Here is a 23,020-nt window from a genome sequence, read left to right on the forward strand (position 1 = left end):
GGTCTCGCGGGAGGGGCTTCAGTGCTTGTCGTTGCCGTGGCTCATGAGGCGGTCGGCCAGGGCGATGGCCAGCGCGCTGAACAGGAAGGCGATGTGGATGATGGTCTGCCACATCAGCACCTTCACGTCGTAGTTGCCGGCGTTGATGAAGGTCTTGAGCAGGTGGATCGAGCTGATGCCGATGATGGCCGTGGCCAGCTTCACCTTGAGCACGCTCGCGTTCACGTGGCTGAGCCACTCGGGCTGGTCGGGGTGGTTTTCCAGGCGCATGCGGCTCACGAAGGTTTCGTAGCCGCCCACGATGACCATGATCAGCAGGTTGGAGATCATGACCACGTCGATCAAGGCGAGCACCACCAGCATGATGATGGTCTCGTTGAGGCCGCTCAGGGCCACGTCGCTTTTGTAGCCGATGCTCGTGACCAGCTTCTGCAGCGCCGCTTCGTTGCCGAAGGCGGCCTCGATCAGGTGGACCAGTTCGACCCAGAAGTGGAAGACGTAGATGGCCTGCGCGGCGATCAGGCCGATATAGAGCGGCAGTTGCAGCCAGCGGCTGGCGAAGATGAGGTTGGGCAACGGGCGGATCGGGCCGGTCGATTTGACGGGGTCGGTCATGGTGTGGAGGATGAACGGCGCGTGGGGCGGCACCGCGGACGTCGGTTATTGTAGGAGCCCGGACCCTGTCAGGCCGCCGTAAGTGCCGGTGCGCACAGTGCCTGCGGCCCGAATTTCCCTCCCACAAGAAGCCGAGGAGACAAGCACATGTCAACGCCTTCGTCGTCGATCGAATCCGTCCTGGTCGAGAACCGCGTGTTCGAACCCAGCGCTGCCACGGTGGCGTCCGCCCGCATCTCGGGCATGCCCGCCTACGAGGCGCTCTGCGCCGAGGCCGCCAAGGATCCGCAGGCCTTCTGGGCCCGGCTCGCACGCGAGAACCTGGGCTGGCACAAGCCCTTCACCCAGGTGCTCGACGACAGCCAGAAGCCCTTCTACAAGTGGTTCGCCGACGGCCAGATCAACGCCTCGTGGAACTGTCTCGACCGCCACATCGGCACCCCGGTGGAAAACAAGACCGCCATCGTGTTCGAGGCCGACGACGGCGCCGTGACGCGCGTGACCTACAAGGAATTGCTGGCCCGGGTGTCGCAATTTGCGAATACCTTGAAGGCCATGGGCGTGCAGCAGGGCGACCGCGTGGTCATCTACATGCCCATGACCATCGAGGGCGTGGTGGCCATGCAGGCCTGCGCGCGCATCGGCGCCACGCACAGCGTGGTGTTCGGCGGCTTCTCGGCCAAGGCGCTGCAGGAACGCATCCAGGACGCCGGCGCGGTGGCCGTGATCACCGCCAACTACCAGATGCGTGGCGGCAAGGAGCTGCCGCTCAAGGCCATCGTCGACGAAGGCATCGCCATGGGCGGCTGCGAGTCGATCAAGAAGGTCATCGTGTTCCAGCGCACGCCCACGGCCTGCAACATGGTGGCCGGCCGCGACGTGCTCTGGCACGAGGCCATCGCCGGCCAGAGCACCGAGTGCGCGCCGACCTTCGTGGGCGCCGAGCACCCGCTGTTCGTGCTCTACACCTCGGGCTCCACGGGCAAGCCCAAGGGCGTGCAGCACAGCACCGGCGGCTACCTGCTGTGGGCCCGGCTCACCATGCTCTGGACCTTCGACCTCAAGCCCGAGGACGTGTTCTGGTGCACCGCCGACATCGGCTGGATCACCGGCCACACCTACGTGGCCTACGGCCCGCTTGCCGCGGGCGCCACGCAAGTGGTGTTCGAGGGCGTGCCCACCTACCCGAACGCGGGCCGCTTCTGGCAGATGATCGAGAAGCACAAGGTCACGATCTTCTACACCGCGCCCACCGCGATCCGCTCGCTCATCAAGGCGGCCGAGGGCGACGAGAAGGTGCACCCGAAGAACTGGAACCTCGACAGCCTGCGCCTGCTGGGCTCGGTGGGTGAGCCCATCAACCCCGAGGCCTGGATGTGGTACCACCGCCATGTGGGTCACGAGCGCTGCCCCATCGTGGACACCTTCTGGCAAACCGAAACCGGCGGCCACATGATCACGCCGCTGCCGGGCGCCACGCCGCTGGTGCCGGGTTCGTGCACGCTGCCGCTGCCCGGCATCGAGGCCGCGATCGTGGACGAGCAGGGCAACGACGTGCCCAACGGCTCGGGTGGCATCCTGGTGGTCAAGAAGCCCTGGCCCTCGATGATCCGCACCATCTGGGGCGACCCCGAGCGCTTCAAGAAGAGCTACTTCCCCGAAGAGCTCAAGGGCTACTACCTGGCCGGCGACGGCGCGGTGCGCAGCGCCGACCGCGGCTACTTCCGCATCACCGGCCGCATCGACGACGTGCTCAACGTGTCGGGCCACCGCATGGGCACGATGGAGATCGAGTCGGCCCTGGTGGCCAAGACCGACCTCGTGGCCGAAGCCGCGGTGGTGGGCCGCCCCGACGACCTCACGGGCGAGGCCATCGTGGCCTTCGTGGTGCTCAAGCGCGCGCGCCCCACGGGCGACGAGGCCAAGGCCCTGGCCAAGGAGCTGCGCGACTGGGTCGGCAAGGAGATCGGCCCCATCGCCAAGCCCAAGGACATCCGCTTCGGCGACAACCTGCCCAAGACCCGCAGCGGCAAGATCATGCGCCGCCTGCTGCGCGCCATCGCCAAGGGCGAGGCCATCACGCAGGACGTGTCCACGCTGGAGAACCCGGCCATCCTGGAGCAGCTCGCGCAGAACAACTGAGCGGCGCGCGCCCAAGAAAAAACCCGCTGCATGGCAGCGGGTTTTTTTTCGGGGGGCGAAGGGCGATTACTTCTGGCCCAGCACCCAGGCCGCGAGCTTCTTGGCTTCGGCTTCGTTCACCTGCGGGTTCGCGGGCATGGGGATCGCGCCCCAGACGCCCGAGCCGCCCTTCTGGATCTTGGTGGCCAGCATGTCGACGGCCTTGGCGTCGCCGGCGTACTTCTTGGCCACGTCCTTGTACGAGGGGCCGACCAGCTTCTTGTCGACCGCGTGGCAGGCCATGCAGTTCTTGGACTTGGCCAGCGCTTCGTCGGCCATGGCAGGGGCCGCCAGGGTGGTCATGACGGCCATAATCAGGAGCGCGCGTTTCATGGGTTTTCCTTTGAGAAGTCGAGGGGCTTGCGCGGGCGATTCTAGCGAGCGGGCGCTGCGTGCCTGGCTGCAACCGAAGTTCTTTGCCGGGTTTTACCCGCGCTTTACCGGAGGCTGTGATGTATCTGCTGGGCCTGGGGCTGGTGCTCTTGTTGATGAAGTACCTCGAGGTCGACCCGGTGGCCACGTGGTCGTGGTGGGTGGTGCTGGCCCCGTTCGCCGCGGCCGCGGCCTGGTGGGCCTGGGCCGATGCCACGGGCTATACCAAGCGGCGCGCGATGGAGAAGATGGAGCTCAAGAAGAAGCAGCGCATCGACAAGCAGCGCGAATCGCTGGGCCTCAAGCCGGGCAAGCGCCGCTGAGCCGCGGCGCCCGCCCGGGGCGCGGCATCAGAAGTCGTCGAGCACCGCGCCCTTGCTGGCGCTGGCCGCGTTGAACGCGAACTTGGCCTGCACGCCGCGCGTGTAGCGCGGCTCGGGGGCCTTCCAGGCGGCGCGGCGTTGGGCGAGTTCGGCCTCGTCCACATTGAGTTCGAGCTTGAGCTGGTGGGCGTCGATGGTGATCGAGTCGCCCTCATTGACCAGCGCGATGGTGCCGCCGGCCGCGGCCTCGGGCGCCACGTGGCCCACCACCATGCCCCAGGTGCCGCCCGAGAAGCGGCCGTCGGTGATCAGGCCCACGCTCTCGCCCAGGCCGGCGCCGATCAGCGCGCCGGTGGGAGCCAGCATCTCGGGCATGCCCGGGCCGCCCTTGGGGCCGAGGTAGCGCAGCACCATCACGTCGCCGGCCTTGATCTTGCCGTCGAGAATGGCCTGCAGCGCCGATTGCTCGTCGTTGAACACGCGCGCCGGGCCGGTGATCACCGGGTTCTTCAGGCCCGTGATCTTGGCCACCGCGCCCTCGGGCGAGAGGTTGCCCTTGAGGATGGCCAGGTGGCCCTGGGCGTACATGGGGTTGCCGATCGGGCGGATCACGTCCTGGTCCTTGCGCGGCTCGTCGGGCACGTCCTTGAGCACTTCGGCGATGGTCTGGCCCGTGATGGTCAGGCAGTCGCCGTGCAGCAGACCCGCGTTGAGCAGGATCTTCATGACCTGCGGGATGCCGCCGGCCTGGTGCAGGTCGACCGCAAGGTACTTGCCGCTGGGCTTGAGGTCGCACAGCACGGGGGTGCGCTGGCGGATGCGCTCGAAATCGTCGATCGACCATTCCACGCCCGCGGCGTGGGCAATGGCCAGGAAGTGCAGCACCGCGTTGGTGGAGCCGCCGGTGGCCATGATCACCGCCACCGCATTCTCGATCGCCTTCCTGGTGACGATGTCGCGCGGCTTGATGTCTTTCTTGATGGCCTCGAGCAGCACCTTGGCCGATTCCTTGGCCGAGTTCTGCTTCTCGTCGTGCGGGTTGGCCATGGTGGACGAGTAGGGCAGCGAAATGCCCAGCGCCTCGAACGAGGAGCTCATGGTGTTGGCGGTGTACATGCCGCCGCACGAGCCGGTGCCGGGAATGGCGTGCTGCTCGATGTCCTTGAGTTCCTGGTCGCTGATCTTGCCCGCGGCGTTCTGGCCCACGGCCTCGAACACGCTCACGATGTTCAGGTCCTGGCCCTTCCACTTGCCCGGCAGGATGGTGCCGCCGTACACGTAGATGGCCGGCACGTTGGCGCGCAGCATGCCGATCAGGCCGCCGGGCATGTTCTTGTCGCAGCCGCCGACCACGACCACGCCGTCCATCCACTGGCCCTGCACGCAGGTCTCGATGCAGTCGGAGATGACCTCGCGGCTGACCAGCGAGTACTTCATGCCCTCGGTGCCCATGGCCATGCCGTCGGAGATGGTGGGCGTGCCGAAGATCTGCGGGTTGCCGCCGGCTTCGATGATGCCTTGCACGGCCGCGTCGGCCAGCTTCTGCAGGCCCGAGTTGCAGGGCGTGATGGTGCTGTGGCCGTTGGCCACGCCCACCATGGGCTTGCCGAAGTCGCTTTCCTGGTAGCCCATGCCGTAGTACATGGAGCGGTTGGGGGCGCGCGACTTGCCCTGGGTGATGTTGTCGCTGCGCAGCGGGATGATCCGCTTGGAGTCCTGGGCCATGGTGTCTCTCTCGGGTTCGTGGGGGGACGGAAAGCCCCGGAGTATGCGGCAGCGCCGCCCGGGCATCCAATGGGATCGGCCCCTGCCACTGATATGCTGGGCTTATGACAGACACCCCGAATCTGCAGCGCGGCGAATGGCGGCAGTGGCGCCAGTTCGCCGTGCTGGCCGAAGAGCTGCACTTCGGCCGCGCCGCGGCCCGTCTGCACATGACCCAGCCCGCGCTGACCCAGGCCATCGCGGCGCTCGAAGCGTCGCTGGGCGTGCGCCTGTTCGACCGCAACCGCCGCCGCGTGGCCCTGAGCGTGGCCGGCCAGGCCCTGCTGCCCGAGGTGAACGAGCTGCTGCGGCGCGCCCAGACGCTGCCCGCGCTGGCGCGCGCGGCCGCACACGGGGAAAGCGGGCGGCTGCGCGTGGCCTTCGTGTCCACCGTGGGCTACGGCCTGCTGCCGCCCTGGGTGCGGCGCTTTCGCGAGCGCTGGCAGCGCGTGGCGCTTGAGCTGGTCGAGGCCACGAGCGATCAGCAGCTCGAAGGCCTGCTGCGCGGCGAGATCGACGCCGGCTTTCTGCTGCACGCGCCGGGCAGTGCGCCCGCGGGCCTGGCGCGCCTGTCGCTCACCAGCGAGCCGCTGGTGCTGGCGCTGCCCGAGGCCCACCCGCTGGCCTCGCGCGCGCGCCTGTCGCTGCGCGCCGTGCTCGACGAGCCGCTGGTGCTGTTTCCGCGCCGCATCCTGCCCGAGCTGCACGACGCGGTGCTGCAGCTCTACCGCGGCGCGGGCCGCACGCCGCAGGTGGCGCAGGAGGCGATCCAGATGCAGACCATCGTGAACCTGGTGTCGGCCGGCCTGGGGCTGGCCTGGGTGCTGCACAGCGTGCGGCAGTTCCAGCGGCCCGGCGTGGTCTACCGGCCGCTGGCCATGCCGGCGGGGCAGGGCGTGCCGCTGTGCGAGACCAGCCTGGTCTGGCGCGAGGGCGAGGCCAATCCGGCGCTGCAGCGCTTCATCGAGGCCCACCGTGCACAATGACCGACCATGTTGATGCATCCCCAGATCGATCCCGTGGCCCTGCAGATCGGGCCGCTCGCCGTGCACTGGTACGGCCTGACCTACCTCGCGGCCTTCGGCCTGTTCTACTGGCTCGCGCGGCTGCGCCTGCGGCACCTGCCGTACGCGGCCATCACCGCGCCGCGGCGCTGGGAGCCGCGCGACGTGGAGGACATCCTGTTCCTCGGCGTGGTGGGCGTGGTGGCGGGCGGGCGCGTGGGCTACTGCCTGTTCTACCAGCCGGCCTATTACCTGCAGCACCCGCTCGAGGTGTTCTACCTGTGGCAGGGCGGCATGAGCTTTCACGGCGGGCTGATCGGCGTGCTGCTGGCCCAGCTCTGGTACGCCCGCAGCCGCGGCCGCCCGTTCTTCGAGGTGATGGACTTCATCGCGCCCTGCGTGCCCACGGGCCTGGCGGCCGGGCGCGTGGGCAATTTCATCAACGGTGAACTCTGGGGCCGCGTGGCCGATCCGGCGCTGCCCTGGGGCATGGTGTTTCGCGGCGCGGGCGAGGCGCCGCGCCACCCCTCGCAGGTCTACCAGTTCCTGCTCGAAGGCCTGCTGCTGTTCGTGCTGCTGTGGCTCTATGCGCGCCAGCCGCGCCGCACGGGGCAGGTGTCGGGCGCGTTCCTGTTCGGCTATGGCGTGTTCCGCTTCATCGCCGAGTTCTTCCGCGAACCCGACGCGCACCTGGGTCTGCTGGCCCTGGGCATGAGCATGGGGCAGTGGCTGTGCGTGCCCATGATCGTGGGCGGCATCGGCCTATGGTGGTGGAGCAGCCGGCGCGCCTGAAGCGCGGCGGCCCAGGGTTTCCCCGGTGAGCAAAGGCAGCGGGGTGCCTCAGAATTAGCTGTAATTACAGGTGATTACGGACCCTTGCTGCCATGCGCGTGGTGCTCAACTCCCTGCACGATGAAGTGGCCTCGCGGCTGCGCGAGCGCATCTTCGCGGGCGAGCTCGCGCCGGGCGGCTTCCTCGACGAGCCCGCGCTTTGCGCCGAAATGGGCATCTCGCGCACGCCGCTGCGCGAGGCGCTCAAGGTGCTCACGGCCGAAGGCCTGCTGCGCCACGAGCCGCGCCGCGGCTGCTTCGTGGCCGAGATCACCGAGCGCGACCTCGACGAAATCTTCCCCGTGATCGCGCTGCTGGAAGGCCGCTGCGCCTTTGAGGCCGCGACCCACGCGAGCGACGCCGAGCTCGCCGCGCTGGCCCACCTGCACGACAAGCTCGAACGCGCCGCGCGCGCCCGGCGCATCAACGAGTACTACGCGGTCAACTTCGCCATCCACGAGGCCATCATCACGCTGGCCGACAACCGCTGGCTCGCGCAGGTGATCGGCGATCTGCGCAAGATCCTCAAGCTCGCGCGGCTGCAGCAGCTGCACGCGCCCGGGCGGCTCGAGCAGAGCCTGTCCGAGCACCTGGCGGTGTTCGCCGCGCTCAAGGCGCGCGACGCCGAGGGCGCCGAAGCGGCCATGCGCACCCACCTCACGCGCCAGCGCGTTGCGCTGCGCGAACTCGCCCGGCAACAGAAATCGCGCCTGAGCGCCTGACACCAAGGGTCCGCATGAACACCGGTCAATGGATCTCCGAGCAGGTTGTGGCGCGGCTGCGCCCCGCCACTGCCCGGGCGGCGGCGCCCGCGCCGCGCTCCACCGAAGAGCGCCTGCGCGCACGCCTGCGCCAGGCCGACGAGGCCTTGTCGCCGCGCGCGCTGCGCCAGGCGCACGAGCAGCTCAAGGCGGTGGTCGATCCGCTGGTGAGCGAGGTCGAGGGCGGGCGCCGTGCGCAGGCCGTGATCGACTGGTACGCGCAGGCCCCGCTGGAGGAGCGGCGCGACCTGTGGCTGCTCATGAGCGAGCGCTTCATGGCCGACCCGCAGAAGGTGAAGCAGGCGCAGGCCGAGTACCTGGCCGCGGTGGGCACGCCGGGCGAGGCCGCGGCCGAGGTGCTCTACCGCCGCGCCACGGTGTCGCCGCGCCGGCGCCTGCTGCAGCGCTTCAGCGCGCACCCGCAGGGCATCCGCTTCCTGGTCGACATGCGCGCCGAGCTGCAGCCCGCGCTGCGCAACGATGCGCGGCTGCAGGCGCTCGACGTCGAGATGGAGTACATGTTCTCGACCTGGTTCGACGTGGGCTTTCTCGAGCTGCGCCGCATCAGCTGGGACTCGCCCGCGTCACTGATCGAAAAGCTGATCCGCTACGAGGCGGTGCACGACGTGCGCGGCTGGAACGACATGAAGAACCGGCTCGACAGCGACCGCCGCTGCTACGGTTTCTTCCACCCCAGCCTCGCGGGCGAGCCACTGATCTTCGTGGAGGTGGCACTGGTCAATGAGATCGCGGGCAGCATCACGCCGCTGCTCGACGAGACCGCCGCGCCGGTGGACCTCGCGCGCGCCACCACGGCCATCTTCTATTCGATCAGCAACACACAGGCCGGCCTCAAGGGCGTGAGCTTCGGCGACGCGCTGATCAAGCGCGTGGTCGATACGCTCAAGACCGAGTTCCCGCGCCTGCGCACCTTCGCCACGCTCTCGCCCATCCCGGGCCTGCGCGCCTGGCTCCACAAACACGCGCCGGCCGAACTGCTCAAGGCCTGGGAGCGCCACGCCGAGCTCGACGAGAAAGCCCCCGAACGCACCGCGCTGCTCGGCTGGGCCGCGCGCTACCTGGGCCTGGAGTTGCATGAGGGCAAACCCGTGGACGCCGTGGCGCGCTTCCACCTGGGCAACGGCGCGCGCGTGGAGCAACTGCACTGGGGCGCCGACCCGTCGCCCAAGGGCATCAAGCAGTCCTACGGTCTCATGGTGAACTACCTCTACGACCTGCGCCGCCTGGACAAGCACCGCGCCATGCTCGCGGCCGGAAAAATCCCGATAGCCGGGACCATCGAAGCCCTCTACCGTAAGCTGTCGTGACACGACCGCCGGGCCAGGGGGCTCATATTCCAACCACAGGAGACACCATGCAACCAGCTTTCAACCGCCGTGCGCTGCTGCGCGCGGCCGCGGCCTCGGCCGTGCTCGGCCCCGTGGGCGTGCGCGCCCAGTCGGCCTGGCCCTCGCGGCCCGTGACCATGGTCGTGCCATTCCCCGCCGGGGGTGGCACCGACGCCTTCGCGCGTCCCATGGCGGCCTCGTTCACCAAGCTGGCGGGCAAGGCCCTGGTCATCGACAACCGCGGCGGCGCCGGCGGCACCCTGGGTGCGAGCGTGGCGGCCAAGGCCGCGCCCGACGGCTACACGCTGTTCATGGGCGCGGTGCACCACTCGATCGCGCCCAGCATGTACCCCCGGCTCGACTACAACATCGAGACCGACCTGGTCCCGCTGATCCTGGTGGCCAGCGTGCCGCAGGTGGTGGTGGTGAACCCGAAGAACGTCACCGCGCCCGACTTCAAGAGCTTCCTCGCGCACATCCGCGCCAACCCGGCCAAGCTCAACTACGGCTCGGCCGGCAGCGGCACCTCGCACCACCTCGCGGGCGAGCTGTTCAAGCAGCAAACCAAGACCTTCATCACCCACATCCCCTACCGCGGCGCGGGCCCGGCACTGGCCGACCTGATCGCGGGCAACGTCGACATGATGTTCGACGGCCTGGGCTCGTCGGCCGGCCACATCAAGGGCGGCCGCATCAAGCCCATGATGGTCTCGGGCACCAAGCGCAACCCGGCCTTCCCCGACGTGCCCTGCGCGAGCGAGGTCGGCCTGCCCGAGTACAACGTGACCACCTGGTACGGCGTGTGGGCCCCCAAGGGCACGCCGGCCGATGCCCAGGCGCGCGCCATCGAGGAGATCCGCAAGGCCTGCACCACCGACGAAGCGAAGGCGGTCTGGGCCGCGCAGGGGGCCGACTTCCCCGACCTCACCGGCCCGGCCTTCGGCCAGTTCGTGAGCGCCGAGGTGCGCAAATGGGCCCAGGTGGTGAAGACCTCGGGCGCCAAGCTGGAGTGAGCGTTTGAGCGTCGACAGCCTGCACCTGGCCCTGGACGACGCCACCGGCGGTGCGGTGGCGCGGCTCACGCTGCGCCGCCCCGCCAAGTTCAACGCCATGACGCGCGCCATGTGGCGCGGCCTGGCCGAGGCCGTGCACCGCGTGGCGGCCATGCCCGCTGTGCGGGTGCTGGTGGTGGCGGGCGAGGGCGGGCATTTCTGCGCCGGCGGCGACATCGCCGAGTACCCGGGCTTTCGCTTCGACGAAGCCAGCCTGCGCGACTTCCACGAGCGCGAGGTCTGGGGCGGGCTGTCGGCCCTGCTGGCCTGCGACAAGCCCGTGATCGCGCAGATCGACGGCCACTGCATGGGCGCGGGCGTGGAGATCGCGAGCTGCTGCGACATCCGCGTGGCGACCCAGGCCGCGCGCTTCGGCGCACCCATCGCGCGCCTGGGCTTCCCCATGGCGCCGCGCGAGGCCGAGCTGGTGGCGCGCGAGGCCGGCCTGGCGACCGCGCGCGAGATGCTGCTGCAGGCCGCGGTGCTCGACGCGCCCACCCTGCTGCAGCGCGGCTTCCTGCACGCCGTGGTGCCCGATGCCGCGGCGCTCGCGGCCGACGTGGCCGCGCGCGCCGAACGCATGGCCGCGCTCTCGCCCGAGGCCGCGCGCCTGAACAAGCAGACCCTGCGCGCGCTGGCCGGCGGCGCGGGCGCCGACGCCCTGGTGGCGCGCGCCTACGCCTATGCCGGCCACGCCGAGCACCGCGAGGGCATCAGTGCCTTCCTCGACAAGCGCAGCCCCGTTTTCTGAGCGACCCCAAGCGTCCATTCATGAGCAACAACCACAACCTCTACGCCGCGCTGCGCGCCGCTTTCCCCGCCGACCTCGATGCCACCGCCGTGGAAACCGTGGGCGGCGCCACCGCCGGCCTGCGCTACAGCTGGCGTGACCTCGACCGCGCCAGCGCCATGATCGCCAACCTGCTCGACAGCCTGAAGCTGCCGCCGGCCTCGCGCATCGCGGTGCAGGTCGAGAAGTCGGTCGAGGCGCTGATCCTCTACCTCGCGGTGCTGCGCTCGGGCCATGTGTTCCTGCCGCTCAACACCGCCTACCAGGCCGGCGAGATCGAGTACTTCGTGGGCAATGCCGAGCCCGCGGTGGTGGTGTGCAACCCGGCCAACTTCGGCTGGGTCAGCAAGATCGCCTTCCATGCCGGCACGCGTCACGTGTTCACGCTCGGCGACGACCGCAGCGGCACGCTGCTCGAACGCGCCTCGCACCAGCGCGACACGCACACCGTGGCGCGCAGCGCGGCGGACGACCTCGGCGTGATCATCTACACCAGCGGCACCACGGGCCGCAGCAAGGGCGCCATGCTCTCGCACGGCAACATGCTGAGCAACGCGCGCACGCTGCAGGCCTACTGGGGCTGGCGCGCCGACGACGTGCTGATCCACGCGCTGCCCATCTTCCACGTGCACGGCCTGTTCGTGGCCATCCACGGCGCGCTCATCAACGGCAGCCCCATGCTCTGGCTCAACAAGTTCGAGCCGCGCGCCACCATCGAACTGTTCCCGCGCGCCACCGTGTTCATGGGCGTGCCCACGCTGTACACGCGCATGCTGGCCGAGCCCGCGCTCACGCCGGCGCAGGCCGCACACATGCGGCTGTTCGTGTCGGGCTCGGCGCCGCTGTTGATCGAGACCTTCAACGAGTGGCGCGAGCGCACCGGCCACACCATCCTCGAGCGCTATGGCATGAGCGAGACCATCATGCTCACCTCCAACCCCTATGCGGAAGACGAGCGCTACCCGGGCCAGACCGAGCGCCGCGGCGCCACCGTGGGTTTCCCGCTGCCGGGCGTGAGCCTGCGCGTGGTCGACGACGCCGGCCGCCCGGTGGAAACCGGCGAGATCGGTGGCATCCAGGTGCGGGGACCCAACGTGTTCAGCGGCTACTGGCGCATGCCCGAGAAGACCGCCGAGGAATTCACCACCGACGGCTACTTCAAGACCGGTGACGTCGGCAAGGTCGACGAGCGCGGCTACGTGAGCATCGTGGGCCGCAGCAAGGACCTGATCATCTCGGGCGGCTACAACGTGTACCCGGCCGAGATCGAGGGCGCGCTCAACGAGATGCCTGGCGTGGCCGAGAGCGCGGTGGTCGGCGTGCCGCACCCCGATTTTGGGGAGGTCGGGGTGGCGGTGGTCATCGCCCGGCCCGGGGCCACGCCCGACCCCGAGGCGCTCATCGGTGCGCTCAAGGCGCGCCTGGCCAACTTCAAGATCCCCAAGCGCTGCTTCGTGGTGCCGGAGCTGCCCCGCAACACCATGGGCAAGGTGCAGAAGAACCTGCTGCGGGATCGCTACAAGGGGCTTTTCACCTGAGCACGAGCACCGGCACGTGCGAGTGCGTGAGCACCTGCTGGGTTTCGCTGCCCAGCAGCAGCCGCTTGATGCCGCGCCGACCGTGCGAGGCCATCACGATCAGGTCGCACTTCTGGCGCTTGGCGGTGCCGATGATGGCCTCGGACACCAGATCGCCCTTGGCCGTGACCGGCTTGACCTTCACCTCGCGCTTCTGGCCGGCCGACTTGATCGCCGTCACCGTGGCCATGGCCTCGTCGTGCCACTGCTTCTCCACGCGCGCCACCTCGCTGGCCGGCAGCGCCACGCCGCCCTCGAAGTACGACTGCGGGTAGCGCGGCACCACCTTGAGCGCCACGACTTCGGCACCGGTCATGTCGGCCAGCGACAGGGCGTGGTCCACGGCCTTCTGCGAAAGTTTCGAGCCATCGGTGGCGACCAGAATGCGCTTGTACATGGAGCTTCTCCTCGGTGGGTTGGGATTGAGGGCTTCAGCGTACCGCCGAAGGCCGCCTGGAAGGGTTGACTTACATCAATCGGTGTTCCCGCCCATGCGACTAAGCTCCACCCCATGAGTTCCGCCACCTGGTTGAGCGACCACCGGGGGCCGCTGACGGTCAACGACGATTTCGCGGTGCTCGACGACCCGGTCGAGCAGTCGGCCTTCACCGAAGCGGTGGAGGCGGAAGGCGCGTGCACGGCCCAGCGCGAATCGGTGCTGGTGGTGCAGGGCATGTACTGCGCGGCCTGCGCCGACGCGATCGAGGGCGCGCTCGACGGTGTCCCCGGTGTGGCGCTCGCGCGGGTGCACGCGGCCACGCGCCGCCTGCAACTGCGCTGGGACCCGGCGGTCACGCGGCTGTCCGAACTGGCCGTGCGCGTGGGCGAACGCGGCTACCGCCTGTTGCCGCTGCAGCAGGCCCTGTCCATCGACCAGCGCCTGCGCGAGACGCGCCAGGCGCTGTGGCGCCTGTTCGTGGCCGGCTTCTGCATGATGCAGGTCATGATGTACGCGTGGCCGGCCTACGTGGCCGCGCCCGGCGACATCCCGCCCGACATCGGCCAGCTGCTGCGCTGGGCCAGCTGGGTCATCAGCGTGCCGGTGGTGTTCTTCGCAAGCGGCCCGTTCTTCCAGCGCGCCTGGGCCGACCTCAAGGCGCGGCGCATCGGCATGGACACGCCGGTGTCGGTGGGCATCCTCGTGACCTTCCTGGTGAGCTCGGCCGCCACCTTCGACCCGAGCGGGCCCTGGGGCCACGAGGTCTGGTACGACTCGCTCACCATGTTCGTGTTCTTCCTGCTCGGCGGGCGCTACCTCGAGGCGCGGCTGCGCGAGCGCACCGCCGGGGCGCTCGACGCGCTCATCAACCGCCTGCCCGCCTCGTGCGAGCGCGAGCGCGCCGACGGCACGCGCGAGACCGTGTCGGTGCGCCGCCTCGCGGCCGGCGACGTGGTGCACGTGCGCGCGGGCGAGGCCTTTCCGGGCGACGGCGTGCTGCTCGACGCGCACGCCACGGTCGACGAGGCCCTGCTCACCGGCGAGTCGCGCCCGCTCGCGCGCCGCTGCGGCGACGCCCTGGTGGCCGGCAGCCTCAACCTCGCGGGCCTGGCGCGCATGCGGCTCGACCGCGTGGGGTCCGACACGCGCTACGCCCACATCGTGCGCCTGATGGAGCGCGCCGCCACCGAGCGGCCGCGCCTGGCCGAACTGGCCGACCGCATCGCCGGGCCCTTCCTGGTGCTGGTGATGCTCGCGGCCGCCGCGGCCGGCATCGCCTGGTGGCAGATCGACCCGTCAAAGTCGCTGGCGGTCGCGGTGGCGGTGCTCATCGTCACCTGCCCATGCGCGCTGTCGCTCGCCACGCCCGCGGCCATGCTGGCCTCGGCGGGCGCGCTCGCGCGCCGCGGCGTGCTGATCCGCCGGCTGCAGGCCTTCGAGGCCATGGCCTCGGTGAACGCGGTGGTGTTCGACAAGACCGGCACGCTCACGCACGACCACCTGGTGCTGCGCGACCTGCACCTGCGCACCGGGGCCGACCGCACCCAGGTGCTGGCGCTGGCCGCAGCGCTGGCTCGCGGCTCGCTGCACCCGGTGGCGCGCGGCGTGATGGCTGTGGTGCCGGCCGAGCTGCCCCTGCCCGCGCTCGAGGGCCTGCGCGAAGAGCCGGGGCAGGGCGTGGAGGCGCGACTGCCCGACGGCCGCCGCGTGCGCCTGGGCTCGGCGCTGTTCATCGGCACCATGCCCGAGCTCGACGTGGACGGCCCGCGCACCTACCTGGCCGACGACCACGGCTGGCTGGCCACCATCGGCTTCAGCGAAGGCCTGCGCGAAGACGCGCGCGCCGCGGTGCAGCGGCTGCGCCAGCTCGGCATCCAGACCTGGCTGATCTCGGGCGACCGCGCCGCGCCGGCGCACCACGTGGCGCAGGCCGTGGGCGTGGACCACGTGCTGGCCGAGGCCACGCCCGAGCGCAAGCTGCAGGAAGTGCAGGCCCTGCAACAGCGCGGCTGGCGCATCGCCATGGTGGGCGACGGTCTCAACGACGGGCCGGTGCTGGCCTGGGCCGACGCGTCCTTCGCGCTCGGCCGCGCCGCGCCGCTGGCGCAGGCGCGCAGCGACGCGGTGGTGCAGGGCGGGCGCGTGATGGACGTGGTCGACACCCTGCTGCTGGCGCGCCGCACGCTGCGCGTGGTGCGCCAGAACCTGGTCTGGGCCGCGGTGTACAACGCGGTCTGCATCCCGCTGGCCCTGATCGGCTGGATGCCCCCCTGGCTCGCGGGCCTGGGCATGGCCGCCAGCTCACTGCTGGTGATCGCCAACGCCTGGCGCCTGAGCCGCTGAACTTCAGATCCGCCATGGACGTGCTCTATCTCCTCATCCCGCTGTCGGTGCTGATCGTGTTCGGCGTCATCGGCCTGTTCTGGTGGGCCCTGCAGGCAGGCCAGTTCGACCACGTGGACCGCGAAGGCGAGCGGATCCTCACGGACGAATGAGCGGCGCTTGACTTAAGTCAAGCCGCCCCCAGGGCCCGCCGGAGACACTCCTTCTGCAACATCCAGAGGAGTATCCGAATGGCCTTCAACGACAAGGCAACCGCGCAAGCCGCGGTCTACAACGACAAGGTGGTCCGGCAATTCGCCATCGCCACCGTGATCTGGGGCGTGGTGGGGATGCTGGTGGGCGTGATCATCGCCGCGCAGCTGACCTGGCCCGCGCTCAACCTGGGCATCGAATGGCTCAGCTACGGCCGGCTGCGGCCGCTGCACACCAACGCGGTGATCTTCGCCTTCGGCGGCTGCGGCCTGTTCGCAGCCAGCTACTACGTGGTGCAGCGCACCTGCCACACGCGCCTGTTCTCCGACACGCTGGCGGCCTTCACCTTCTGGGGCTGGCAGCTGGTGATCGTGGCCGCGGCGATCACGCTGCCGCTGGGCATCACGCAGGGCAAGGAATACGCCGAGCTCGAGTGGCCGATCGACCTGCTGATCGCCGCCGTGTGGGTGGCCTACGCGGTGGTGTTCTTCGGCACCGTGGGCATGCGCAAGGTGCGCCACATCTACGTGGCCAACTGGTTCTTCGGCGCCTTCATCCTGGCCGTGGCGGTGCTGCACATCGTCAACAGCGCCGCGGTGCCCGTGGACCTGTTCAAGAGCTACTCGGCCTACGCGGGCGTGCAGGACGCGATGGTGCAGTGGTGGTACGGCCACAACGCCGTGGGCTTCTTCCTCACGGCCGGCTTCCTCGGGATGATGTACTACTTCATTCCCAAGCAGGCCGAGCGCCCGGTGTATTCGTACCGGCTGTCCATCGTGCACTTCTGGGCCCTGATCTTCACCTACATGTGGGCGGGCCCCCACCACCTGCACTACACCGCGCTGCCCGACTGGGCGCAATCGGTGGGCATGGTGTTCTCGCTGATCCTGCTCGCGCCGAGCTGGGGCGGCATGATCAACGGCATCATGACCCTCTCGGGCGCCTGGCACAAACTGCGCGACGACCCGATCCTGCGTTTCCTGATCGTCTCGCTCTCGTTCTACGGCATGTCGACCTTCGAGGGCCCGATGATGTCGATCAAGACGGTCAACGCGCTGTCGCACTACACCGACTGGACCATCGGCCACGTGCACTCGGGCGCGCTGGGCTGGGTGGGCCTGGTCACCATGGGCTCCATGTACTACCTGATCCCGCGCCTGTACGGCCAGAAGAAGATGTACTCGGTGCCCGCGATCGAGCTGCACTTCTGGATCGCCACCGTCGGCATCGTGCTCTACATCGCCGCGATGTGGATCGCCGGTGTGATGCAGGGCCTGATGTGGCGTTCGGTCAACCCCGACGGCAGCCTCACCTACACCTTCGTCGAGTCGGTCAAGGCCACGTTCCCCTTCTACGTGATCCGCCTCGCCGGTGGCGTGCTCTACCTCGCCGGCATGGGCGTGATGCTGTGGAACACCATCATGACCGCGCGCCAGGGCCGCATCGAGCCCGTGCGCATCCCTGCCGCCCAAACCGCCCACGCCTGAGGTTCGCACCATGGCCAATGCAGAAAAAACCACCGGTTTCTCCCACGAGCGGATCGAGACCAGCAACTTCCTCATGATCGTGCTGATCGTGCTGGTGATCGCCGTCGGCGGTCTGGTCGAGATCGTGCCGCTGTTCTTCCAGAAGTCGACCACGCAACCCGTGGAAGGCTTGAAGCCCTACACCGCGCTGCAGCTCGCGGGCCGCGACGTGTACGTGAAAGAGGGCTGCTACAACTGCCACTCGCAGATGATCCGCCCCTTCCAGGCCGAGACGCTGCGCTACGGCCACTACTCGGTGGCGGGCGAGTTCGTCTACGACCGGCCCTTCCAGTGGGGCAGCAAGCGCACCGGCCCCGACCTGGCGCGCGTGGGCGGCCGCTACAGCGACGAGTGGCACCGCATCCACCTGAACAACCCGCGCGATCTGGTGCCCGAGTCGAACATGCCGGCCTATTCCTGGCTCGACAAGAAGCCCGTGAAGGCCGACGGCCTGCCGCGCCGCATGGAAGTGCTGCGCAGCCTGGGCGCGCCCTACAGCGACGACGAGATCAAGGGCTCGGTGGAAGCCGTTCAGGGCAAGACCGAACTCGACGCCCTGGTGGCCTACCTGCAGGTGCTCGGCACCGCGATGAAGTGAGGGAGGCCGCCATGGACATCAACATCCTGCGCTCGCTGGTCACGGTGATCAGCCTGGGCGTGTTCGTGGGCATCGTGGCCTGGGCCTGGTCGCGCCGCAACCAGGCACGCTTCGACGAGGCCGCACGGCTGCCGTTCCAGGACGAATGAGAGAACAAGATCATGAGCGACTTCACTAGCGACTTCTGGCATCTCTACGTGGCCGGCCTCACGCTGGTCAGCATCATCGCCTGCGCCCTGCTGCTGTGGATCAGCGGCAAGGCCAAGGTCAAGGCGCACCAGGACAACACCACCGGTCACGTCTGGGACGAGGACCTGCGCGAGCTCAACAACCCGCTGCCCAAGTGGTGGGTCTACCTCTTCGTCATCACCGTGGTTTTTGCGCTGGCCTACGGCCTGCTGTATCCCATGTTCGGCCGCTACGCGGGCGTGCTGGGCTGGAGCTCGCAGGGCCAGCACACGGCCGAGGTGCAGCGCCAGCAGGCGGCCATCGCGCCCCTGTACGCCGAGTTCCGCGGCCAGCCCCCTGAAAAGCTCGCGGGCGACGCCAAGGCCATGGCCATCGGCGAGCGCCTGTTCATGAACAACTGCGCCCAGTGCCATGGCTCGGACGCGCGCGGCTCCAAGGGCTTCCCCAACCTCACTGACAGCGACTGGCTGCACGGCGGCGATCCCGCCACCATCACCAAGACCATCACCGAGGGCCGCCAGGCCATGATGCCGCCCATGGCCGCCGCCGTGGGCAGTGCCGAGGACGTGCGCAACCTCGCGCACTACGTGCTCAGCCTCTCGGGCAGCCCGCACGATGCGCTGCGCGCCTCGCAGGGCCAGGCCAAGTTCGCGGCCTGCGCCGCCTGCCACGGCGCCAACGGCAAGGGCAACACCGCGATCGGCGCGCCCAACCTCACCGACGACATCTGGCTGCACGGCTGGGGCGAAGAGGCGGTGGTGCGCGCGGTGACCAAGGGCATCAGCAACCACATGCCGGCGCAGAACCAGCTGCTCACGGCCGACCAGATCCACGTGCTGACCGCCTACGTCTGGGGCCTGTCGAACCGTCCTGCCCAGTGAGCGAGTCATGAGCCAGCCGGCCGACGCAGGCACCCCGCGCGTCATCCCCATCCAGCCCGTGCCCGCCACCCCGGGCGCGGGCGACGAGGAGGTGATGGTCTCGCTCTACGCCTCGCGCCAGAAGATCCATCCGCGCTCGGTGTCGGGCCTGTTCTCTAAGTGGCGCTGGGCCCTGGTCTGGGCCACGCAACTGCTCTTCTACGGCCTGCCCTGGCTGCAGTGGAACGGGCGCCAGGCCGTGCTGTTCGACCTCGAAGCGCGGCGCTTCTTCATCTTCCCGCTGGTGCTCTACCCGCAGGACTTCATCTACCTCACGGGGCTGCTGGTCATCTCGGCGCTCGCGCTGTTCCTGTTCACCGCGGTGGCCGGGCGCCTGTGGTGCGGCTACGCCTGCCCGCAGACGGTCTACACCGAGATGTTCCTGTGGATCGAGCGCCGCGTGGAAGGCGACCGCAGCGCGCGCCTGCGCCTGGACGCCGCGCCGCTGAGCGCGGGCAAAGTCGGCAAGAAGGCGCTCAAGCACGGGCTGTGGGCCGCGGTGGGCCTGTGGACCGGCTTCACCTTCGTCGGTTACTTCACGCCCATTCGCGAGCTCTCGGGGCTGGTTGCCACGTTCGCGCTCGGGCCCTGGCAGACCTTCTGGGTGCTGTTCTACGGTTTCGCCACCTATGGCAATGCCGGCTTCCTGCGCGAGCAGGTGTGCAAGTACATGTGCCCTTACGCGCGCTTCCAGAGCGCGATGTTCGACAAGGACACGATGATCGTGACCTACGACGCCCGGCGTGGCGAGCCGCGAGGCGCGCGCAGCAAGAAGGCCGATCCCCAGGCCCTGGGCCTGGGCGCCTGCGTGGACTGCACGCTGTGCGTGCAGGTCTGCCCCACGGGCATCGACATCCGCAAGGGCCTGCAGTACGAGTGCATCGGCTGCGGCGCGTGCATCGACGTGTGCGACGACGTGATGGACAAGGTGGGCTACCCGCGCGGCCTGATCCGTTACACCACCCAGAACGGACTCGCCCAGGGCTGGAGCCGTGCGCAGATGCTGCGCCGCGCGCTGCGCCCGCGCGTGCTGGTGTACGGCGGCATCCTGGCCGCGATCACGCTCGCGGTGCTCGGCAGCCTGGCGCTGCGTGTGCCGCTCAAGGTCGACGTGATCCGCGACCGCGGCGCGCTGGCGCGCGAGGTGGGGCAGGGCCGCATCGAGAATGTCTACCGGCTGCAGATCATGAACGCCACCGAAGTTCCTCAGACTTACCGGGTCCGGGTCGAAGGCCTGCCGGGCATCGAACTCGCGTCCGACGCGCTGGTGCATGTCGACCCGGCCGAGGTGCGCTCGGTGGCCGCGCGGGTGCAGTTGCCGCCGGGCGCGGCCGGCAGCGGCTCGCACCCCATCGTCTTCGACGTGAGCGCGCCGCAGGAGGCCGGCCTGCAGGTGCGCGAGAAGACCACCTTCCTCGTGCCCCGCTGAATGTCCAGGAGAAAACCATGAACGCCGAATCGAACCCTGTCACCCACCCCGTGCCCTGGTGGCGCGTGGGCCCCATGTGGCTGGTCGTGGGCGGGCCGCTGGCCGTGGTGGTGGCGGCCATCGCCACCGCCGTCATCGCCGTCCACGGCGCCGACCCCGTGATCGACAAGGGCGAGTACGAGGCCACGCTGCAGCAGGCCCGTGCGCTGCAGGGCGCCGAGCGCGAAGCAGCGCTCATCAAGCTGCAACCCGCGCACCAGGCGCGCAACCACGCCGCCTCCCCGGTGGCACGGGAGCCCTGAGCATGAACGTGCGGCGCTCGATGGCGGTGGCCTGGCCGGCCTTCCTGCTGGCCGGGGTGCTCGAGATGCTGGTGTTCGCCCTGGTCGACCCGGGCCAGCTGCACTGGCACGGCCAGGCGCTGGAGTGGTCGCGCGCCGCGGTCTACACGGTGAGCTTTTTTGTTTTCTGGGCCGTCATCGCGGTCGCGGGAGCGCTCACCGCGGTGCTGGTCGCACCGGCCGAGGATCAGCCGCAGGTCTGAGGGTTCACGATGCGCCGCAGCGCCTCGGTGTCCTTGATGTGCACGTAGCGCTGCTTGACCTCGATCACGCCGTCGTCGACGAACTTCGAGAACGTGCGGCTGACGGTTTCGAGCTTCATGCCCAGGTAGCTGCCGATCTCCTCGCGCGTCATGCGCAGGTTGAACTCGGACGGCGAAAAACCGCGCGCCTGCAGGCGCTGCACCAGGTTGAGCAGGAAGGCCGCGAGGCGCTCCTCGGCGCGCATGCTGCCCAGCAGCAGCATCACGCTGTGGTCCCGCACGATCTCGCGGCTCATGATGCGGTGCACGTGGTGCTGCAGCGTGGTGAACTCGCGCGACAGCGCCTCGACCTCGTCGAAGGGCATCACACAGACCTCGGCGTCTTCGAGCGCCACGGCGTCGCACGAGTGGCGGTCGTTGACGATGCCGTCGAGGCCGATGATCTCGCCCGCCATCTGAAAGCCCGTGACCTGGTCGCGGCCGTCGGGGCTGGTGACGCGGGTCTTGAAGAAGCCCGAGCGCACGGCATAGAGCGAGGTGAAGCTGTCGCCCGCGGAGAACAGCGCATCGCCGCGCTTGATGCGCTTGCGCGTGGAGACGAGGTGGTCGAGCTTGTCCATCTCGTCGGGGTTGAGACCCATGGGCAGGCACAACTCGCGCAGATTGCAGCCCGAACAGGCCACTTTGATGCGATGGACGTCCATAAGCATGTGATGATTTCCCTCAACAAGCCCGAGCATACCCCTAGAGACACCGTTTCGGCGCGTGCGATTGACGCGGATCAAACCTTCCCCACAGGCCCTGGGGCACAGTGGGCCCGTCTACATCACCAAAGTCTTCCGTGAGCCACGCCATTTCCGACGACCTGCTCAAGCGCTACGACGTGCCGGGGCCTCGCTACACCTCGTACCCCACGGCCGACCGTTTCGTCGAAGCCTTCACCGAGCAGGACTACCGCCAGGCCCTGGAGCAGCGCCGCGCGGGCTCGCTCGCGCTGCCGCTGTCGGTCTACGTGCACGTGCCTTTCTGCGAATCGGTTTGTTACTACTGCGCCTGCAACAAGGTCATCACCAAACACCATTCGCGCGGCGCCGAGTACCTGCGCCACCTCTCGCGCGAGCTCGAGCTGCAGATCGAGCACCTGGGCTCGGGGCAGTCGGTGTCCCAGCTGCACCTGGGCGGCGGCACACCCACCTTTCTGTCCGACGCCGAGCTCGAAGACCTGATGGCCATGCTCAAGCGCCACTTCCGGCTGGTGCCGGGCGGTGAGTACTCGATCGAGGTCGATCCGCGCACCGTGAACGCCACGCGCCTGCAGACGCTGCAGCGCCTGGGTTTCAACCGCCTGAGCTTCGGCGTGCAGGACTTCGACCCCGCGGTGCAGAAGGCCGTGCACCGCATCCAGCCCGCCTCGCAGGTGTTCGAGCTCATGGCCGCGGCGCGCCGCATCGGCTTCGAATCCGTGAACGTGGACCTGATCTACGGCCTGCCCCTGCAGACGCCCGAGTCGTTCAGGCGCACGCTGGCGCAGCTCGCCGAACTGCGGCCCGACCGCGTGGCCCTGTATGGCTACGCGCACCTGCCTGCGCGCTTCAAGCCGCAGCGGCGCATCGTGTCGGCCGAACTGCCCGGTGCGGCCGACAAGCTCGCCATGCTCTCGGCCTCGCTCGACGCACTCGGCGAGGCGGGCTACGTTTACGTGGGCATGGACCACTTCGCGCTGCCCGACGACGCGCTGGCCGTGGCCAAGCGCCAGGGCCGGCTGCACCGCAACTTCCAGGGCTACAGCACCCAGCCCGACTGCGACCTGATCGCGCTCGGCGTGTCGGCCATCGGCCGCGTGGGCGCGACCTACAGCCAGAACGCCAAGACGCTCGACGAGTACGTGGACCTGCTCGACCAGGGGCGGCTGCCCATCGTGCGCGGCCTCGCGCTCTCGCGCGACGACCTCATGCGCCGCGCGGTCATCATGTCCATCATGTGCCAGGGCGTGCTGTTGTACGAATCCATCGACCAGGGCCACCTGGTGGACAGCCGCCGCTACTTCGCGCGCGAGCTCGAGCAGCTCGAGGACTTCGCCGAACAGGGCCTGGTGCGCATCGACGACGCCGGCGTGCACGTGACCGAGCGCGGTTGGTACCTGGTGCGCGCGATCGCGATGGTCTTCGACCGCCACCTGCAGGTGGACCAGGACCGGGCCCGGTTCTCGCGCATCCTCTGA

Annotated in this window: 24 protein-coding genes; 19 read left to right on the forward strand and 5 right to left on the reverse strand. The window is 69.2% G+C overall.

What is annotated here, in order from left to right; genetic code table 11:
- Positions 1-18 precede the first annotated feature (18 nt).
- Positions 19-615, reverse strand: coding sequence for a YqhA family protein (locus G9Q37_RS05535; RefSeq protein ID WP_166225713.1), 597 nt, complete (start codon positions 613-615; stop codon positions 19-21).
- Positions 616-762: 147 nt separating this feature from the next.
- Between G9Q37_RS05535 and acs the strand changes: the two genes are divergently transcribed.
- Positions 763-2,757 carry an acetate--CoA ligase gene (acs, locus tag G9Q37_RS05540; protein ID WP_166225716.1) on the forward strand — a complete coding sequence of 665 codons (1,995 nt, stop codon included), beginning with the start codon at positions 763-765 and terminating at the stop codon, positions 2,755-2,757.
- A 66-nt stretch (positions 2,758-2,823) separates the two neighbouring features.
- Here acs and G9Q37_RS05545 read toward each other — a convergent pair whose 3' ends face one another.
- The gene (locus G9Q37_RS05545; protein WP_166225719.1) at positions 2,824-3,129 is read right to left on the reverse strand and encodes a c-type cytochrome; all 306 of its coding nucleotides are present in this window, start codon (positions 3,127-3,129) and stop codon (positions 2,824-2,826) included.
- Between the two features lie 119 nt (positions 3,130-3,248).
- Between G9Q37_RS05545 and G9Q37_RS05550 the strand changes: the two genes are divergently transcribed.
- On the forward strand, positions 3,249-3,491 hold the full coding sequence (locus tag G9Q37_RS05550) for a TIGR04438 family Trp-rich protein (protein ID WP_166225721.1): 243 nt from the start codon (positions 3,249-3,251) through the stop codon (positions 3,489-3,491).
- A 27-nt stretch (positions 3,492-3,518) separates the two neighbouring features.
- Here the strand turns inward: G9Q37_RS05550 and ilvD are convergent, their stop codons facing one another.
- Positions 3,519-5,216 (reverse strand): dihydroxy-acid dehydratase, encoded by a 1,698-nt coding sequence (ilvD, locus tag G9Q37_RS05555; RefSeq protein WP_166225724.1) that lies wholly within the window; start codon positions 5,214-5,216, stop codon positions 3,519-3,521.
- 104 nt (positions 5,217-5,320) lie between these two features.
- Here ilvD and G9Q37_RS05560 point away from each other — a divergent pair, with 104 nt between their 5' ends.
- From G9Q37_RS05560 to G9Q37_RS05590, 7 genes are all read left to right on the forward strand, one after another.
- Positions 5,321-6,241 (forward strand): LysR family transcriptional regulator, encoded by a 921-nt coding sequence (locus G9Q37_RS05560; protein ID WP_166225727.1) that lies wholly within the window; start codon positions 5,321-5,323, stop codon positions 6,239-6,241.
- A gap of 6 nt (positions 6,242-6,247) precedes the next feature.
- A complete protein-coding gene (gene lgt, locus G9Q37_RS05565) occupies positions 6,248-7,051 on the forward strand; it encodes a prolipoprotein diacylglyceryl transferase (RefSeq protein ID WP_166225730.1) in 804 nt (267 codons plus the stop codon).
- A gap of 92 nt (positions 7,052-7,143) precedes the next feature.
- On the forward strand, positions 7,144-7,812 hold the full coding sequence (locus G9Q37_RS05570; RefSeq protein ID WP_166225733.1) for a GntR family transcriptional regulator: 669 nt from the start codon (positions 7,144-7,146) through the stop codon (positions 7,810-7,812).
- Between the two features lie 14 nt (positions 7,813-7,826).
- Entirely contained in the window at positions 7,827-9,179 is a 1,353-nt protein-coding gene (locus tag G9Q37_RS05575) for a malonyl-CoA decarboxylase (protein ID WP_166225736.1), read from the forward strand.
- A gap of 47 nt (positions 9,180-9,226) precedes the next feature.
- Positions 9,227-10,213 (forward strand): Bug family tripartite tricarboxylate transporter substrate binding protein, encoded by a 987-nt coding sequence (locus G9Q37_RS05580; RefSeq protein WP_166225738.1) that lies wholly within the window; start codon positions 9,227-9,229, stop codon positions 10,211-10,213.
- Between the two features lie 4 nt (positions 10,214-10,217).
- Positions 10,218-11,003 (forward strand): enoyl-CoA hydratase/isomerase family protein, encoded by a 786-nt coding sequence (locus G9Q37_RS05585; protein WP_166225740.1) that lies wholly within the window; start codon positions 10,218-10,220, stop codon positions 11,001-11,003.
- Positions 11,004-11,023: 20 nt separating this feature from the next.
- Positions 11,024-12,580 carry a malonate--CoA ligase gene (locus G9Q37_RS05590; protein ID WP_166225743.1) on the forward strand — a complete coding sequence of 519 codons (1,557 nt, stop codon included), beginning with the start codon at positions 11,024-11,026 and terminating at the stop codon, positions 12,578-12,580.
- Here G9Q37_RS05590 and G9Q37_RS05595 read toward each other — a convergent pair.
- Entirely contained in the window at positions 12,573-13,016 is a 444-nt protein-coding gene (locus tag G9Q37_RS05595) for a universal stress protein (protein ID WP_166225746.1), read from the reverse strand. The two genes, G9Q37_RS05590 and G9Q37_RS05595, sit on opposite strands and share 8 nt — an antisense overlap.
- A gap of 114 nt (positions 13,017-13,130) precedes the next feature.
- Between G9Q37_RS05595 and G9Q37_RS05600 the strand changes: the two genes are divergently transcribed.
- The 9 genes from G9Q37_RS05600 (at position 13,131) to G9Q37_RS05640 (ending at position 20,799) form a co-directional block, all read left to right on the forward strand.
- Positions 13,131-15,401, forward strand: a complete 2,271-nt coding sequence (locus G9Q37_RS05600) for a heavy metal translocating P-type ATPase (protein ID WP_166225749.1) — start codon at positions 13,131-13,133, stop codon at positions 15,399-15,401.
- 14 nt (positions 15,402-15,415) lie between these two features.
- Positions 15,416-15,553, forward strand: a complete 138-nt coding sequence (gene ccoS / locus G9Q37_RS05605; RefSeq protein ID WP_166225752.1) for a cbb3-type cytochrome oxidase assembly protein CcoS — start codon at positions 15,416-15,418, stop codon at positions 15,551-15,553.
- A gap of 78 nt (positions 15,554-15,631) precedes the next feature.
- Positions 15,632-17,080, forward strand: a complete 1,449-nt coding sequence (gene ccoN / locus G9Q37_RS05610) for a cytochrome-c oxidase, cbb3-type subunit I (RefSeq protein WP_166225755.1) — start codon at positions 15,632-15,634, stop codon at positions 17,078-17,080.
- 10 nt (positions 17,081-17,090) lie between these two features.
- Entirely contained in the window at positions 17,091-17,717 is a 627-nt protein-coding gene (ccoO, locus tag G9Q37_RS05615; RefSeq protein WP_166225757.1) for a cytochrome-c oxidase, cbb3-type subunit II, read from the forward strand.
- A gap of 11 nt (positions 17,718-17,728) precedes the next feature.
- Positions 17,729-17,866: a cbb3-type cytochrome oxidase subunit 3 gene (locus G9Q37_RS05620; RefSeq protein WP_166225759.1), complete on the forward strand. Its 138-nt coding sequence runs from the start codon at positions 17,729-17,731 to the stop codon at positions 17,864-17,866.
- Between the two features lie 12 nt (positions 17,867-17,878).
- Positions 17,879-18,787, forward strand: a complete 909-nt coding sequence (gene ccoP, locus G9Q37_RS05625; protein WP_166225763.1) for a cytochrome-c oxidase, cbb3-type subunit III — start codon at positions 17,879-17,881, stop codon at positions 18,785-18,787.
- Between the two features lie 7 nt (positions 18,788-18,794).
- On the forward strand, positions 18,795-20,255 hold the full coding sequence (gene ccoG, locus G9Q37_RS05630; protein WP_166225766.1) for a cytochrome c oxidase accessory protein CcoG: 1,461 nt from the start codon (positions 18,795-18,797) through the stop codon (positions 20,253-20,255).
- A gap of 17 nt (positions 20,256-20,272) precedes the next feature.
- Positions 20,273-20,557 carry a nitrogen fixation protein FixH gene (locus G9Q37_RS05635; RefSeq protein ID WP_166225769.1) on the forward strand — a complete coding sequence of 95 codons (285 nt, stop codon included), beginning with the start codon at positions 20,273-20,275 and terminating at the stop codon, positions 20,555-20,557.
- A 2-nt stretch (positions 20,558-20,559) separates the two neighbouring features.
- A complete protein-coding gene (locus G9Q37_RS05640) occupies positions 20,560-20,799 on the forward strand; it encodes a hypothetical protein (RefSeq protein ID WP_166225772.1) in 240 nt (79 codons plus the stop codon).
- Here the strand turns inward: G9Q37_RS05640 and fnr are convergent.
- Positions 20,784-21,503, reverse strand: coding sequence for a fumarate/nitrate reduction transcriptional regulator Fnr (gene fnr / locus G9Q37_RS05645; protein WP_166225775.1), 720 nt, complete (start codon positions 21,501-21,503; stop codon positions 20,784-20,786). The two genes, G9Q37_RS05640 and fnr, sit on opposite strands and share 16 nt — an antisense overlap.
- Positions 21,504-21,640: 137 nt before the next feature.
- Between fnr and hemN the strand changes: the two genes are divergently transcribed.
- Positions 21,641-23,020: an oxygen-independent coproporphyrinogen III oxidase gene (hemN, locus tag G9Q37_RS05650; protein ID WP_166225778.1), complete on the forward strand. Its 1,380-nt coding sequence runs from the start codon at positions 21,641-21,643 to the stop codon at positions 23,018-23,020.

The sequence above is a fragment of the Hydrogenophaga crocea genome (assembly GCF_011388215.1).
In the GTDB taxonomy this organism is placed as follows: Bacteria; Pseudomonadota; Gammaproteobacteria; order Burkholderiales; family Burkholderiaceae_C; genus Hydrogenophaga; species Hydrogenophaga crocea.